Consider the following 14,585-nt stretch of genomic DNA (forward strand, 5'->3'; position numbering starts at 1 on the left):
TCGCCTGCCGCTCAGGCGGCCGTTGTCGGGATCATGGCTGCTTGGCTCCAGATCCCGGTGCCCCAGGACTTGGTGCAGGTCCCGGTGCCGGCCCGGTCTGCCCCTTCTGGTCGCCTTCGCTGCTGTTTCGCTTCGCGCGGAACTCGCCGTCCTTTTGACCGTCCTTGGCCTGACCGTCCTTCTTCTGACCGTCCGGACCGCGCGTGCGCTTGCGCGGCGCAAGGTCGGCCGACGGGGTCTGGTCGTCGCGGCCAATGACGACCTTGGAGCCGTCCGACAGATTGGCGAAGCCCGTGGTCACGACCCTGTCGTTCGCCGACAGGCCACTGGCGATGACCGCATCGTGCTCGTTCTGCTGCGTCACCGTCACAGGCTTGGCGGAGACGATGTCGCCCTCGCCGATGACATAACTGAAGGTGCCGATCGGTCCGCGCTGCACCGCCGATGTCGGCACCACCAGCGCCTGCATCAGGGTCTCGACCTTGAGGCGGACATTGACGAACTGGCCCGGCCAGAGCTGGTAATTGGCGTTGGGGAGCTCGGCCTTGAGCTTGAGCGTGCCCGTGGTCTGGTCGACCTGGTTGTCGATGCCGGTGAGCTTGCCGGTGTCGATCACCGTGATGCCGTCATTGCCGAACACATCGACGGCGAGAGCGCCTTTCGACGCTGCGGCGTTGACGCGCATGATCTGCTGCTGCGGCAGACTGAACCACACCGCGATCGGCTGCAACTGCGTGATCACCACGAGGCCCGTGGTGTCCGAGGCGTGGATGATGTTGCCCTGGTCGACCTGGCGCAGGCCGGCGCGGCCGGAGATCGGCGCCACGATCTTGGTGTAGCTCAGCGTCGCCGCCGCGTTGTCGATCGAGGCCTGATCGGCCTTGACCAGCGCCGCGGTCTGCGCGACCAGCGCGCGCTGCGTGTCGGCCTGCTGCTTGGAACCGGCGTTGGAGGCAGCGAGCTGCTCGTAGCGGGTGAGATCGATACGCTGGTTGGCGAGCTGGGCCTCGTCCTGCGCCTTCTTGGCGACGGCCTGGTCGTACGTCGCCTGGTAGAGCGCGGGATCGATCTCGCCGAGCACGTCGCCCTTCTGGACGTCCTGGCCTTCGGTGAATTTCACGGCAATCAGCTTGCCGTCGACCTGCGAGCGCACGGTGACGGTGTTGAGCGCGCGGATCGCGCCGACGCCGTCGAGATAGACAGGCACGTCCTGGATGCGCGGCGTCGCCGCCAGCACCGGGACCGGCAGATCGGGCCGCTGGTTGCGGCCGTTCGCCTGCTGCGGCTGCTGATGCCAGACGGTCCAGCCGTAATAGCCGAGGCCGCCGAGGATCGCGAGCGCAATCAGGGTCATGACGAAGCCGCGGCCGCGCGACCTCTTCGCGCCTCCCTGCTTCGCATCATCCTTGCCATCCGGCTTAAAGAGCATTGACCGGTTTCTCCATGCGCGGCTCCCAGCCGCCACCGAGCGCCTGGTACAGGCTGACGATGGCGAGAAGCCGCGCGAGTTGGGCCTGCGACAGCGCGTCTTCCGCTTGGAACAGGGTCAGTTGGGTGTTGAGCACGGTCACGATGTCGGCTGTGCCGGCGCGCAATTGCTGCTCGGCAAGATCGAATGCACGCCGCGAGGCGGTGACGACATCGCGCTGCAATTGAAGCTTGATCGTGGTCTGCTTGATCGAGAACAGCGCGTTGTCGACGTCGGCAAAGGACTGGATGATGGTCTTGCGGTAGGTCTGCAGCAACTCGTCCTGCCGCGCCTTGGCGAATTCGAAATTGCCGAGGATCTTGCCGCCGTCAAAGATCGGCTGCGTCGCGCTGCCGACGAGCTGGAAGAACGCCGCATGCGGCTGGAACAACGAGACCAGCGCCGAACTCTGATAGCCGCCATTGCCGGTGAGCTGGATGGTCGGGAAGAACTGCGCGCGGGCATTGCCGATGTTCGCCGTGGCGGAAGCGAGCTGCGCCTCCTGCCGGCGGATATCCGGCCGCTGCGTCAGGATCTCCGACGGCAGGCCCGGCGTCACGCGCGGAATGGCGATCGCGTTCAGCGAACCGCCGAGCACCCGCACTCTCTCCGGCGGCCGCGACACCAGCACGGCGAGCGCGTTGACGTTCTGGTCGAGCGTCTGGCGCAGTGGCGGCACCAGCGCCTTCTGGTTGGCGAGCACGCTCTCCTGCTGGGCGACGTCGAGGTCAGTGCCGGTGCCGGCCTTGCGGCGTTCGCGGACGGCATCGAGGATACGCTGGGCGCTCGCGATGTTGCGCTGTGAGGTCCTGATGCGATCCTGCGAGGCCAGCACCTGGAAATAGGCGTTGGCGACGGCGGAGAGCGTCGTCAGCGCGACGACGTCGCGATCGAAGCGGTTGGCATTGGCGGTCTCTTCTGCCGTCTGCAGCGCATCCCGGTTCTGCCCCCAGAAGTCGAGCTGGTAGCTGGCGCTGAGCGAAGCCTGATAGTTGACGACCTCACGGCCGCCGTTGGTCAACCCCGATGCGGAAGAGCCGGAGGTGCGCGAATAGGCCTCCTGCCCCGTCCCGGACAGGCTCGGCAGCAGCGCCGCGCCGGCCTGCCGGGCCTGGGCGTCGGCCTGGACGATGCGCGCGACGGCGGCGGCGATATCGAGGTTGACGGTCTGCGCCTCTTCCATCAGTTGCGTCAGTTCTGGTGAGCGAAAGCCGCGCCACCAATCCAGCGTCGGCGGCGCGTCCGCCTTGCCGGCGTATTTGTACTGCGCGGGGACATCCAGCGCGGGATCCGGCAGATCCTGGGTCAGCACGCAGGCACCCGAGCTGGCGGCAAGGCACAGCGCGCCAAGCCAGCGCACCGCATGCCGCGTCCAGGACGCAGAGCCAACAGACCGCCGCGTGGCGATCGCCGGAACTCGCTGTGTCACTTCCACCCTCCGCCGGGCAGATCAAGCCGCCGCCGCGCAGCCGGATTAACCGATTCGCGGCGGGACAGTCGGTGGGCCTTCTGCAACTCGTTCAAAGGTGATGCTTTCTGCGGAACCTTGCGATCCATCCTAGCCGGGCGCGGAACACCATGACAGTCCCGCACCTGCGAAACGCACATAAGAACGCGTCGGTGCCAGGATCACACAAAGACAAAATCGTCCTGTGCTGCAGTGCTTTCTTGCATTCCCGTGCCGTCTGCGGTGGCATTCAATCTTACCAAGATTTCATGTGATATTGCCGCCACACCGGTCAGCGGCAGCAGTCCGGGCGACTTCGCCCGGGCCTCAAAGCCTGGCAGCGCCCTTCTCACGAGGTCGTCAATTGCCGGCGGCGAAGACGCATCCGTCGCGTTGGCAGGAACTTCCTTGTCCGCGCGCCATCGGCACGGCTCGCCAAGGTGAAGATTGCTCCCCGGGATCGCTCGTGGCGATAGTTATCTTCCATATCCTATCGGCAATCAGCCAGATCCTTCTCGTCTCGCCGCTGCGCCTCGGCATCGACAATCTCCTTCCCGGAATATCGTTGCCTTGGCGGCGCTTGGCCCTGTTTCGCCGCAGCGCAAAAGCCTTCCCCTTTTGGTTTCCAAGCACTAGGTTCTGGCCAACCTGATCAACCCCTTGCCAGTGAATTCCCCCTGACATGATCATCAAGAACGACGTTGTCGAAGCCATCGGCAACACCCCGCTGATCAAGCTGAAGCGCGCCTCCGAACTGACCGGATGCACCATTCTGGGCAAGGCCGAGTTCATGAATCCCGGCCAGTCGGTCAAGGACCGCGCCGGCAAATGGATGATCCTGGAGGCCGAGAAGCGCGGCGAGCTCAAGCCGGGCGGTCTCGTGGTGGAATCGACCGCCGGCAATACCGGCATTGGCCTTGCTGTCGTGGCGAGCGCCCGCGGCTACCGCACGCTAATCGTGATCCCGGAGACGCAAAGCCAGGAGAAGAAGGACTTCCTGAAGCTGTGCGGCGCCGAGCTGCTGGAATCGCCGGCGCTGCCCTATTCCAACCCGAACAACTACCAGCATGTCGGCCGCAGGCTCGCCGACGAGCTGCGCAAGACCGAGCCGAACGGCGTGCTGTTCGCCGACCAGTGGAACAATCTCGACAATGCCAAGGCGCATTACGAGTCGACGGGCCCCGAAATCTGGGAGCAGACCGGCGGCAAGGTCGATGGCTTCGTCTGCTCGGTGGGCAGCGGCGGCACGCTCGCCGGCATCAGCCGCTATCTGAAGGAGAAGAAACAGGACGTTCGCATCGCCTGCGCCGATCCGCATGGCGCGGGCATGTACGAATATTTCAGGACCGGCGACCCCAAGGCGACGCCGGGCGGCTCGATCACGGAAGGCATTGGCCTTGGCCGCGCGACCGCAATCGTCGAGTCCGCCAAGGTGGACGATGCCTATCTCGTTCCCGACACCGACGCCGTCACTGTGATTTACGAACTGCTCCAGCACGAAGGCCTGTGCCTCGGCGGCTCCAGCGGCATCAACATCGCCGGCGCGATGCGGCTGGCCAAACAGCTCGGGCCCGGCAAGACGATCGTGACCATCCTATGCGATTCCGGCAGCCGCTATCAGTCGAAGCTGTTCAACGCCGACTTCATGCGCGCCAAGAACCTGCCCGTGCCGGAGTGGCTGGAGAAGCGCAGCAACATCAAGCTGCCGTTCGTCTAGGCCCAGCCCCTACGCGATCATCGCAGGATCTGGCTCAAAAACAGCTTCGTCCGTGCGTGCTGGGGGCTAGCGAAGAATTCGTTCGGCTTGTTGGCCTCGATGATCTGGCCAGCATCCATGAACACGACGCGGTTGGCGACCTCGCGGGCAAAACCCATCTCGTGGGTCACGACCAGCATGGTCATGCCCTCCTCGGCGAGATCGACCATGGTGTCCAGCACTTCCTTGACCATTTCAGGATCGAGCGCCGAGGTCGGCTCGTCGAACAGCATCACCTTCGGGTTCATGGTCAGCGCGCGCGCGATCGCGACGCGCTGCTGCTGGCCGCCGGACATCTGCCCTGGAAACTTGTTGGCCTGATGCGGGATCTTGACCCGCTCCAGGAATTTCATCGCGGTCGCTTCGGCGTCCTTCTTGGGGATGTTGCGCACCCAGATCGGCGCCAGCGTGCAATTGTCCAGCACCGTCAGATGCGGGAATAGGTTGAAGCTCTGGAACACCATGCCGACTTCGCGGCGCACCGCATCGACATGCTTGAGGTTCGGCCCGAGCGCGATGCCGTCGACGACGATCTCGCCCTCCTGGAATTCCTCCAGCGCGTTGATGCAGCGGATCAGGGTCGACTTGCCCGAACCCGAGGGGCCGCAGATCACGATGCGCTCGCCCTTGCGGACCTCGAGGTCGATGTCGCGCAGCACGTGAAACTCGCCGTACCATTTGTTGAGGCCGGAAATCTTGACGATGGGGTCGGACATGGTGAGCTCGATCAGTTGCGACGGTGAGCGTTGAGGCGATGCTCGACGAAGAGCGAGTAGCGCGACATTCCAAAGCAGAAGATGAAGTAGATGATGCCGGCAAAGGCAAAGCCGGTGAACGCCGTGGACGGCGTCGACCATTTCGGGTCCGAGAACGATGCCCGGAGCGAGCCGAGCAGGTCGAACAGCGCCACGATCGACACCAGCGACGTATCCTTGAACAGCGAGATGAAGCTGTTGACGAGGTTCGGAATGACATGGCGCAAGGCCTGCGGCAGCACGATCAGCGAGGTCGTCTTCCACCACGACAGGCCGAGCGCCGCGGCCGCCTCGCCCTGCCCGCGCGGGATTGCGGCAAGGCCGCCGCGCACGTTCTCGGCCTGATAGGCGCCGGTGAACAGCGCGATGCCTATCAGCGCGCGGACGAGACCGTCGACGGTGAAATTGCCCGGCAGGAACAGCGGCAGCATGTAGGTCGCGAAGAACAGCACGGTGATCAGCGGCACGCCACGCCAGAACTCGATGAAGGCGATCGAGAAGATCCGGATCAGCGGAATGGTGGAACGGCGGCCGAGCGCCAATGCGATGCCGATCGGCAGCGAGGTGACGATGCCCGTGACGGAGACCACCAGCGTCACCAGGAGGCCGCCCCACAAATTCGTGGTGACGACCGGCAGTCCGCCCTGATCGAGCCCCATCAGCTTGATCACGACCGCGATGGCGACGAAGCCGGCGATGCTCGATGCGAGCGCGCGCCAGCCCGTGCGAACGCCGCCGCCGAGCCCGAAGGCGATCAGCGAGACGACCACGGTCGTGATGGCGACATCGGTCCAGACCGGCTGGCCGGCGCCCTGGATCTGGTCACGCAGCCAGACCAGCGGAAAGATCAGCCAGGAAATCGCGATGCCGACCAGCACGATGAGGTTGCCGACGACCCATAGCAGCGGCGCCATGGCCGAGGTCTTGCTGAGGCTGAGCAGCACCTGCCCGGCGCCGATGATGCTGTCGTCGAACAATTGCAGCAGGCCGGCCGTCCAGCTCAGGCCAAAGCCCTTGATGCCGCCGCCGTGCAGCAGGAAGAAGGCGACCACCGGAAAGGCGAAGAAGAACAGGCCGGCGTTGAGCCCCTTCGACGGCAGCCGAGGAATCAGCAGCGGCACCAGCAGAACCACAGACAGCGCCAGCGTGAGGTTGACCCGCCAGCGTTCCGCCTCGGGATAGAAGCCGTAGATCAGCTGCGGCAGCTTGGCTTGAATGTAAGGCCAGCAGGCGCCGACCGCGAACCCGGCATTCTCGGTCAGGCACGCGGTACGATCCTTGCCGGTCCAGACCGCATCGACCATCAGGAACTTCACGGCAGGAATGATGGTGAACCAGAGCAGCAAGGCGCCGACGATCGTGAGCAGGATGTTGGTCGGCGAGTTGAACAGGCGCGTGCGCACGAGACCGATGAAGCCCGTGGTCTTGACCGGCGCGGGGCGTTCGGTGAGCAGGTCCTGACGGACGTAGGCGGACGAGGTGATATCGCTCATGCGCCGAGACTCCGGCCGAGGCGCCAACCGTAGACACTCATGACAGCGCTTGTGAGCAACGAGATCAAGAGATAGACGCCCATCGTCATGGCGATGATCTCGATCGCCTGCCCGGTCTGGCTCAGCGAGGTGCCGGCGAAGACCGAGACGAGATCCGGATAGCCGATCGCCACCGCCAGCGAGGAATTCTTGGTGAGGTTGAGATATTGGTTGGTCAGCGGCGGCACGATGACCCGCATCGCCTGCGGCACGACGATCAGCCGGAGCGTGGTGCCGCGGCTGAGGCCAAGCGACGAGCCCGCCTCCATCTGCCCACTGTGCACGGACAGGATGCCGGCGCGCACGATCTCGGCGATGAAGGCGGCGGTATAGGTCGACAGCGCCAGCGTCAGCGCCACGAACTCGGGGATGATGCGCGAGCCGCCGGCGAAGTTGAAGCCTTTGAGCTGCGGCAGCTCGAAGGTGAAGGGCGGACCGAATATCAAGATGCTCGCCAGCGGCAACCCGAACAGCAGGCCCAGCACATAGGGCCAGATCCGGATCATCTGGCCGCGCTGAAACAACGCTCGCCGCGCGTAGAAGCGCAGAACCAATGACGCCACGATGCCGAGGACCAGCATCGCCAGGAACGGCTCGAAGCCGCCCTCGCCGATCGGGCGCGGAACGACGAGACCGCGATTGCTGACGAAGGCGATGCCGAGCAGCGAAATGCTCTGCCGCGGATTTGGCAGGGCCGCGAGCACTGCGAGGTACCAGAACAGGATCTGGAACAGCACCGGCAGGTTGCGGATCACCTCGACATAGAGCTCGCCGATGCGCGACAGCAGCCAGTTGGGCGACAGCCGGCACAGCGCGACGATGAATCCGATCAATGTGGCGAAGACGATACCCACCACCGAGACCACGAGGGTATTGAGAAGTCCGACCACGAACACGCGCATGAACGTGTCCGAGCCGGTGTAGGAGATCAGGGTCTGGTTGACGTCGAAGCCGGCGTTATTCTGCAGGAAGCCGAAGCCGGCGGCGATGTGCTGGTTCTCGAGATTGGCGCGGGTATTGGAGACGATCTCATAGCCGATCCAGCCCAAAACCGCCGCGAAGGCAAACTGGACGGCGACGCCGTTCCAGCCAGTCTTGCCGCCCAGAATGCGCCTGATCTTCAGCGCGATCTGGGCCGGCGGTTTTCGAACCTCGGTGCTCATCGCCGCTGTCAGCGGTTCAGGCGAGGTCAGCGGATCGGCGGCGCGTACTGAAGACCGCCCTTGTTCCAGAGGTTGTTGAGACCGCGGCTGATGGCGAGCGGCGAGCCGGCGCCGACGTTGCGATCGAACACCTCGCCGTAATTGCCGACCGCCTTGGTGATCCGCACCACCCAGTCCTTGGTCAGGCCGAGCTGTTCGCCGAAATTGCCGTCGCTGCCGAGCACGCGCTTCAGCTCGGGATTTTCCAGTTTCGCCTTCTCGTCGACGTTCTTCGAGGTCACGCCGAGCTCTTCGGTGGTGATCAGTGCGAACAGCGACCATTTCACGATGTCGAACCACTGGTCGTCGCCGTGCCGGACCATCGGGCCGAGTGGCTCCTTCGAGATGATTTCCGGGAGCACCATGTGGTCACCGGGATTGGCAAGCTTCAGACGGTTGGCGTACAGGCCCGACTGGTCGGTGGTGAAGACATCGCAGCGGCCGGCTTCATAGGCCTTGACGGTTTCGTCGTTGGTGCCGAACGCGATCACCTCGTACTTCATGTTGTTGGCCTTGAAGTAGTCGGCGAGATTCTGCTCGGTGGTGGTACCGGTCTGCACGCAGACCGAGGCGCTGTTGAGTTCGAGCGCCGAATTCACCTTGAGCGACTTCTTCACCATGAAGCCCTGCCCGTCGTAATAGGTCACGCCGGTGAAATTGGCGCCGAGCGAGGTGTCGCGCGAGATGGTCCAGGTGGTGTTGCGCGAAAGCACGTCGACTTCGCCGGATTGCAGAGCCGTGAAGCGATCCTTGGCCGACAGAGGCACGAACTTGACCTTGGTCGGATCGTTGAAGATAGCGGCGGCGATGGCGCGGCAGACGTCGACGTCGAGGCCGGTCCAGTTGCCCTTGTCGTCGGGCGATGAGAAGCCCGGCAGGCCCTGGCTGACGCCGCAGGACAGCATGCCCCGGTCCTTGACGGTCTTGAGCGTTTGGGCATCGGCGGCTTGGGCTGTCAGGCCGGCGGCGAGAGCGAGAGTGAGAGCCAGGGTTACGCGTTTCATGGGCTGAAGGCCTTTCAAAGTCGTCTCAAGGTAGGAACGTTGTCTCAGGATCGTCTCTGCCAGGGCTATCCATACCGGGGTTAGCCTTGCAAGAGTCGTGCTGGAAACCTTGCCGAACACTCGCCCATCCCGAGAGGCCATAACCTAATCCCCGCCGCTGGCGCCCGCACTGATGGCTGTGGCGCAAGGTCCGGTCAGACGATGGATCGAAGGTCGCGGCTGCCCCTCAACATGCGGCGACTGAATAGCACCTGCGCATCACAGAACGACTGGCGAGCCGGGTCAAGGGGTTGACGGGACTCTTCTGTGTTCTGTTATTAACGGCAGCGGCCACCGGCCGGCCCGCAGGGCGCCTCGCGCGCCCCGCGGAAACGCGGTTTTGAAAGCAGACGCATGGATTCCTCGCACCCCTCCCAGCAGCAGGCCGAGACCCGGCTGGTCACCTCCGGCCGCGACACCAAGGCGCAGAAGGGGTTCGTCAATCCGCCCGTGTTCCACGGCTCGACCGTGCTCTATCCGACCGCCGAGGACCTGCACGCGCATCGCGGCGAGTTCACCTATGGCCGCCACGGTTCCCCCACCACCAAGGCGTTCCAGGAGACGCTGATGGCGCTGGAGGGGCCGCAATGTGCCGGCGTCGGCATCGTGCCGTCTGGACTGTCTGCGATCTCCACCACGCTGCTCTCGGTGCTGAAGACCGGCGACCACGTGCTGGTCTGCGACAACGTCTATCGCCCCACCCGCAATTTCTGCAACGGCATGCTCGCGCGTCTCGGCATCGAGACCAGCTATTTCGATCCGCTGATCGGCGCCGGCATCGACAAATTATTGAAGCCGAACACGCGCGCGGTCCTGGTCGAGGCGCCGGGCTCTCAGTCGTTCGAGATGCCGGACATCCGCGCCATCGTCGAAGTCGCGCATGCGCGCGGCGCGCTCGTCATCGACGACAACACCTGGGCGACACCGCTCTTCCATCGCTCGCTCGAGCAGGGCGTCGACATCAGCATGCAGGCCGCCACCAAATATATCGGCGGCCACTCCGACATCATGTTCGGCACCATCTCGGCAAACGCCAGGGCCTGGCCGCAGATCGCCGAAGGCATTCGCCTGCTCGGCGTCTGCGCCGGCCCCGACGACGTCTTCCTCGCGCTGCGCGGCTTGCGCACGCTGTCTGTGCGCCTGGCGCAGCATCATCGTTCCGGTCTCGACATGGCGCGCTGGCTCGCGAGCCGTCCAGAGGTCGCGCGCGTGCTGCATCCCGCGCTGGAGACGGATCCCGGCCACGCGATCTGGAAGCGCGATTTCACCGGCGCCTCCGGCCTGTTCAGCATCGTGCTGAAGCCGGCGCCGCAGACAGCCGTCGACACCATGCTCAACACGCTCAAGCTGTTCGGCATGGGTTTCTCCTGGGGCGGCTTCGAAAGCCTCGCAATCCCCTTCGACTGCAACGACTATCGCACCGCGACCAAGTGGGCGCCGGGCGGCCCGACTCTGCGTCTGCACATCGGACTCGAGAACACCGACGACCTCAAGGCCGATCTCGATCGCGGCTTCGCTGCCCTCAAAGCGGCAATGTGAGCCTGCTCACAAGGCATCACGCCTGCGGACGCGCCAACGCGCACCGCGGGAACGAGCACCCCGCGCAAACGTTAACGCCAACGCGCCAACAAATGGTTTGAACCTCAAGCATTTGGCGCTAGCCTCACCAATCGACTCCAATCCGGACACGGAGCATGGGAACGTTGGTACTGCTCGATCTGATGGGCGGCGTGGCGCTGTTGCTGTGGGGCCTGCACATGGTCCACAGCGGGATTCTGCGTGCGTTCGGCCCCGACCTGCGTTGGCTGCTTGGCAAGGCGCTCAGCAACCGCTTCAGCGCCTTCGCCGCCGGCCTCGGTCTCACCGCGCTGCTCCAGAGCAGCACGGCGACGGCGCTGCTCACCAGCTCCTTCGCAGCCGGGGGCCTCGTCAGCGTCGCTGCCGCGCTCGCTATCATGTTGGGCGCCAATGTCGGCACGACGCTGATCGTGCAGGTGCTGTCGTTCAACATCGCGGCCGTCGCACCCGTGCTGTTCGTGCTCGGGCTCGTCGCCTTCCGCTCAGGACCGCGCTCGCGGATCAAGGACATCGGCCGCGTCTGCATCGGCCTCGGCCTGATGCTGCTGTCGCTGCATATCCTGCTCGACACGCTGGCGCCGGCCGAGAACGCGCCCGGTGTCCGCGTCGTGATGTCGGCGATCACGGGCGATCCCGTTCTGTGCATCATGATCGCGGCGCTCATCACCTGGGCGGTGCATTCGAGCGTCGCCAGCGTGCTGCTGATCATGTCGCTGGCCTATTCGCAGTTCATCACGCCTTACGCGGCGCTGGCACTGGTGCTGGGCGCCAATCTCGGCAGTGCCATCAACCCCGTGTTCGAGGGCGCCAGGCGCGACGATCCCGCGAGCTATCGCGTGCCGCTCGGCAATCTGATCAACCGCGTGGTCGGCATCGTCCTCGTGCTGCCGTTCCTGAGCGTGATCGCAGAGCACATGCATGCCTGGCAGCCCGATCTTGCAAGGATGATTGCGGCTTTCCACATCGCCTTCAACGTCGGCACCGCCGTCATCTTCATCGGGCTGCTCGACACCATGTCGCGCCTGCTCACCCGCCTCCTGCCCGATCGCGTGCAGGAAACCGATCCCGCCCGGCCGCGCTATCTCGACGAGAGCGCGCTGGAGACGCCGTCGCTGGCGCTCGCCGACGCCGCCCGCGAGGCGCTGCGCATGGGCGACCTCGTCGAAGTCATGCTGCGCAAGGTGATGACGGCGATGATGACGGGCGACCGCTCACTGGTCGACCAGGTCTCCAAGATGGACAATGTCGTCGACAGTCTCGACGAGGCCATCAAGCTCTATCTGACCAAGTTGACGCGCGGCAGCCTCGACGAAGGCGAAGGCCGGCGCGCCATGGAAATCATCTCCTTCGCCATCAATCTCGAGCATATCGGCGACATCATCGACAAGAATTTGAGCGAGCTTGCCACCAAGAAGATCAAGCGGCGATTCCAGTTCTCGGCCGAGGGCGCCGAGGAGCTCGCCGCCTTCCACAAGCGCACGATGGAGTCGCTGCGGATCGCCTTCGGCGTCTTCATGTCGGGTGACGCCAACGAGGCGCGCAAGCTGCTGGTGGAGAAGACGGCGCTGAAGAACACCGAACTCGCCGCCGTCGAGCGCCATCTCGACCGCCTGCGCGAGGGCCGCCCGGAGACCCTCGAGACCACATCGTTGCATCTGGACGTGCTGCGCGACCTGCGCCGCATCCATTCGCACATCTGCTCGGTGGCCTATCCCGTGCTGGACGCTGCGGGCGAGCCCTATCGCAGGCCCGAAACGGATACAGCCGCCCTGCCCGCAACAGGCGCGGCGTCAGCGCTGCCGCGCTAAATCCCTTCGATCACCGCTCCAGCGTCTTCGAGGCGCGGCCACGGTTCTTGATGATCAGCATGATGTTGCGAATGTAGATGATGGTCGCAAGCGCCTGCCCGAGAATGATGACGGGCTCGCGCTTCACGACGCCGTAGACCAGCGTCATCAGCCCGCCTCCCATGGAGCAGAACCAGAACGCCATCGGCACCACGCTGTTGCCGGCCCGCTCGCTCGCGATCCACTGCACCAGGAAGCGCGCGGTGAAGAACAGCTGCGCGACGAGGCCGAAGGCGAGCCAGAAATCGAACTTGGCGACGAAGACGTCGTAGAGATAGTCACTCAGAGCCTGGCCGTAATGGATGATCATGCCTGCACCTCGGTCACCTCAGGCGTCGGCTTCTTGCGACGGATCAGCCACCAGACGCCGGCGAGATCCATGATCCCGATCCACAGCCGGTCGAAGAAGCCGTAATTGGACACGCCGGAACGGCGCGGCCGGTCGATCACATCGACATAGGCGATGTCGAAACCTTCGCGTCGGACCAGCGCCGGCAGGAAACGATGCAGCCCGTCGAAATAGGGCATCATCAGGAAGACGTCGCGCCGGAACGCCTTCAGCCCGCAACCGGTGTCCCGCGTGCCGTCCTGCAGAATCGCGTTGCGGACCTTGTTCGCCACGCGCGACTGGAATTTCTTGAAGCCGGTATCCTTGCGGCCGACCCGTTGGCCTGCGGCAAGTCCGATGTTGCTGCCCTTCTCGACGGCCGCGATCAGGTCCGGCAGGAAGGCCGGATTGTTCTGGCCGTCGCCGTCGAGCGTTGCCACGATCGCACCGCGCGCCGCGCGCACGCCGCTGCGCACCGCCGCCGACTGGCCCCCCGATCGGGCGTGACGAAGCTGACGCAGATTGTCCCGCTGCGTCATGATCGAAGCGAGCCGCTCGCCGGTCGCGTCGGTCGAACCGTCGTTGACGTAGATGATCTCATAGGCCCAGCGGCTATCGAGCGCCGTCGTGATCTCCTCGATCAGGGGCGCAATGTTGTCGGCTTCGTTGCGCACGGGAACGACGATGGAAACCGAAGGCTGGGACGACGACAAATCGAAAGCTCGTGGTTGGAATTGGCCTGCGCGCCTCGCGGAACCGGGGGCCCCGGCAGGCAGCCGCTTTTATGGGGCGGATGCCCCGCGGGCAACCCTTTTGAAGCGTCCCGGAACCGGCCCCGGAAGGGGCACGATGGTGCCGTCGGCGCGGATGGCAAAGGCCAGCCTGCGGGCGGCAAACCAGTAGCGCACCGCCATCGCGCCGACCATGCCGACCAGAGCACCGGCCACGACATCGCTCGGGTGATGCGCGAGCAGCACCAGACGCGTTAGCAGGATCACGATTGCGTAAGTAAACATGAACACGCGCAGGCGCGGCCACAGCGCCGAGACCGCAAACGCCAGCGCGAACGCCGTCACCGCATGGCCCGACGGCAGGCTGGCATAAGCCCCCGTCCCCTCGAACGGGACGAAGTTGAAAGGATTGGCCTTGCCGCCGACGAACGGACGGCCGCGTCCAATGAGATATTTCAGGATCTCGGCGACGAACACGGACAAGGCAACGGACAGGAACAGGAACTGGAGCCGCGTGCCGAGGCCCAGCAGCAGCGCGCGGTCGGTGCCGTGACGTCCGGCCGCAACGAGCGCCACGACCACCAGCGCAAGCCCCAGCACCGAGAGCACATACTCGTCCTTGCCGAAATCGGTAAGGATGCGGATCGGCCACAGGCTCGGCGTGCCGCGCGCCGGCATCAACTGGATCTCGGTCTGGTCGAACAGAACCATCAGCACGATGACGAGCGCGGCGCCTGCCGCGCTCAGCCACAGCGAATGCCGCGCCAGCTTGCGTGCGGCCTCGGCACGGCGCGAATGCGAGGGCGTGCGGACAAGCTGCGCCAGCGCGCGGCCCGACACGGCGAGCAATTGCGCGGGATAGCCCGGGCGCGGCGCGATGTTGGTCGGGGCCGACATC

Annotated in this window: 12 protein-coding genes; 3 read left to right on the top strand and 9 right to left on the bottom strand. The window is 64.9% G+C overall.

The window, feature by feature from the left end; genetic code table 11:
• Positions 1–31: 31 nt before the first annotated feature.
• Together FNV92_RS18945 and FNV92_RS18950 are read right to left on the bottom strand one after the other, a co-directional pair.
• Positions 32–1,429: an efflux RND transporter periplasmic adaptor subunit gene (locus tag FNV92_RS18945; RefSeq protein WP_143845108.1), complete on the bottom strand. Its 1,398-nt coding sequence runs from the start codon at positions 1,427–1,429 to the stop codon at positions 32–34.
• The gene (locus FNV92_RS18950) at positions 1,419–2,903 is read right to left on the bottom strand and encodes an efflux transporter outer membrane subunit (protein ID WP_143845107.1); all 1,485 of its coding nucleotides are present in this window, start codon (positions 2,901–2,903) and stop codon (positions 1,419–1,421) included. The genes FNV92_RS18945 and FNV92_RS18950 overlap by 11 nt, the downstream gene beginning before the upstream one ends.
• A gap of 694 nt (positions 2,904–3,597) precedes the next feature.
• Between FNV92_RS18950 and FNV92_RS18955 the strand changes: the two genes are divergently transcribed.
• Complete coding sequence (locus FNV92_RS18955; RefSeq protein WP_143845105.1) at positions 3,598–4,632, top strand: cysteine synthase A; 1,035 nt, start codon at positions 3,598–3,600, stop codon at positions 4,630–4,632.
• Positions 4,633–4,649: 17 nt separating this feature from the next.
• Here the strand turns inward: FNV92_RS18955 and FNV92_RS18960 are convergent, their stop codons facing one another.
• The 4 genes from FNV92_RS18960 to FNV92_RS18975 are packed head-to-tail and all read right to left on the bottom strand — an operon-like array spanning position 4,650 to position 9,164.
• Entirely contained in the window at positions 4,650–5,387 is a 738-nt protein-coding gene (locus FNV92_RS18960; RefSeq protein WP_015686220.1) for an amino acid ABC transporter ATP-binding protein, read from the bottom strand.
• Between the two features lie 11 nt (positions 5,388–5,398).
• Positions 5,399–6,919 (bottom strand): amino acid ABC transporter permease, encoded by a 1,521-nt coding sequence (locus FNV92_RS18965; RefSeq protein WP_143845103.1) that lies wholly within the window; start codon positions 6,917–6,919, stop codon positions 5,399–5,401.
• On the bottom strand, positions 6,916–8,121 hold the full coding sequence (locus FNV92_RS18970; RefSeq protein ID WP_143845101.1) for an amino acid ABC transporter permease: 1,206 nt from the start codon (positions 8,119–8,121) through the stop codon (positions 6,916–6,918). Before FNV92_RS18970 ends, FNV92_RS18965 begins: the two co-directional genes overlap by 4 nt.
• Positions 8,122–8,147: 26 nt before the next feature.
• Positions 8,148–9,164 carry an amino acid ABC transporter substrate-binding protein gene (locus tag FNV92_RS18975; protein WP_015686223.1) on the bottom strand — a complete coding sequence of 339 codons (1,017 nt, stop codon included), beginning with the start codon at positions 9,162–9,164 and terminating at the stop codon, positions 8,148–8,150.
• A gap of 393 nt (positions 9,165–9,557) precedes the next feature.
• Between FNV92_RS18975 and metC the strand changes: the two genes are divergently transcribed.
• Both metC and FNV92_RS18985 read left to right on the top strand, forming a co-directional pair.
• Positions 9,558–10,742, top strand: a complete 1,185-nt coding sequence (gene metC, locus FNV92_RS18980) for a cystathionine beta-lyase (RefSeq protein WP_015686224.1) — start codon at positions 9,558–9,560, stop codon at positions 10,740–10,742.
• Positions 10,743–10,897: 155 nt separating this feature from the next.
• Positions 10,898–12,589: a Na/Pi cotransporter family protein gene (locus FNV92_RS18985; protein ID WP_015686225.1), complete on the top strand. Its 1,692-nt coding sequence runs from the start codon at positions 10,898–10,900 to the stop codon at positions 12,587–12,589.
• Positions 12,590–12,599: 10 nt separating this feature from the next.
• Here the strand turns inward: FNV92_RS18985 and FNV92_RS18990 are convergent, their stop codons facing one another.
• The 3 genes from FNV92_RS18990 to FNV92_RS19000 form a co-directional block, all read right to left on the bottom strand.
• Positions 12,600–12,938, bottom strand: a complete 339-nt coding sequence (locus tag FNV92_RS18990) for a lipid-A-disaccharide synthase N-terminal domain-containing protein (RefSeq protein ID WP_015686226.1) — start codon at positions 12,936–12,938, stop codon at positions 12,600–12,602.
• Positions 12,935–13,669, bottom strand: a complete 735-nt coding sequence (locus FNV92_RS18995; protein WP_143845099.1) for a glycosyltransferase family 2 protein — start codon at positions 13,667–13,669, stop codon at positions 12,935–12,937. The genes FNV92_RS18990 and FNV92_RS18995 overlap by 4 nt, the downstream gene beginning before the upstream one ends.
• Positions 13,670–13,738: 69 nt before the next feature.
• Positions 13,739–14,584, bottom strand: a complete 846-nt coding sequence (locus FNV92_RS19000; RefSeq protein WP_143845098.1) for a phosphatase PAP2 family protein — start codon at positions 14,582–14,584, stop codon at positions 13,739–13,741.
• Between the last annotated feature and the right edge of the window lies 1 nt (position 14,585).

It is taken from the genome of Bradyrhizobium cosmicum (assembly GCF_007290395.2).
Classification (GTDB): Bacteria; Pseudomonadota; Alphaproteobacteria; order Rhizobiales; family Xanthobacteraceae; genus Bradyrhizobium; species Bradyrhizobium cosmicum.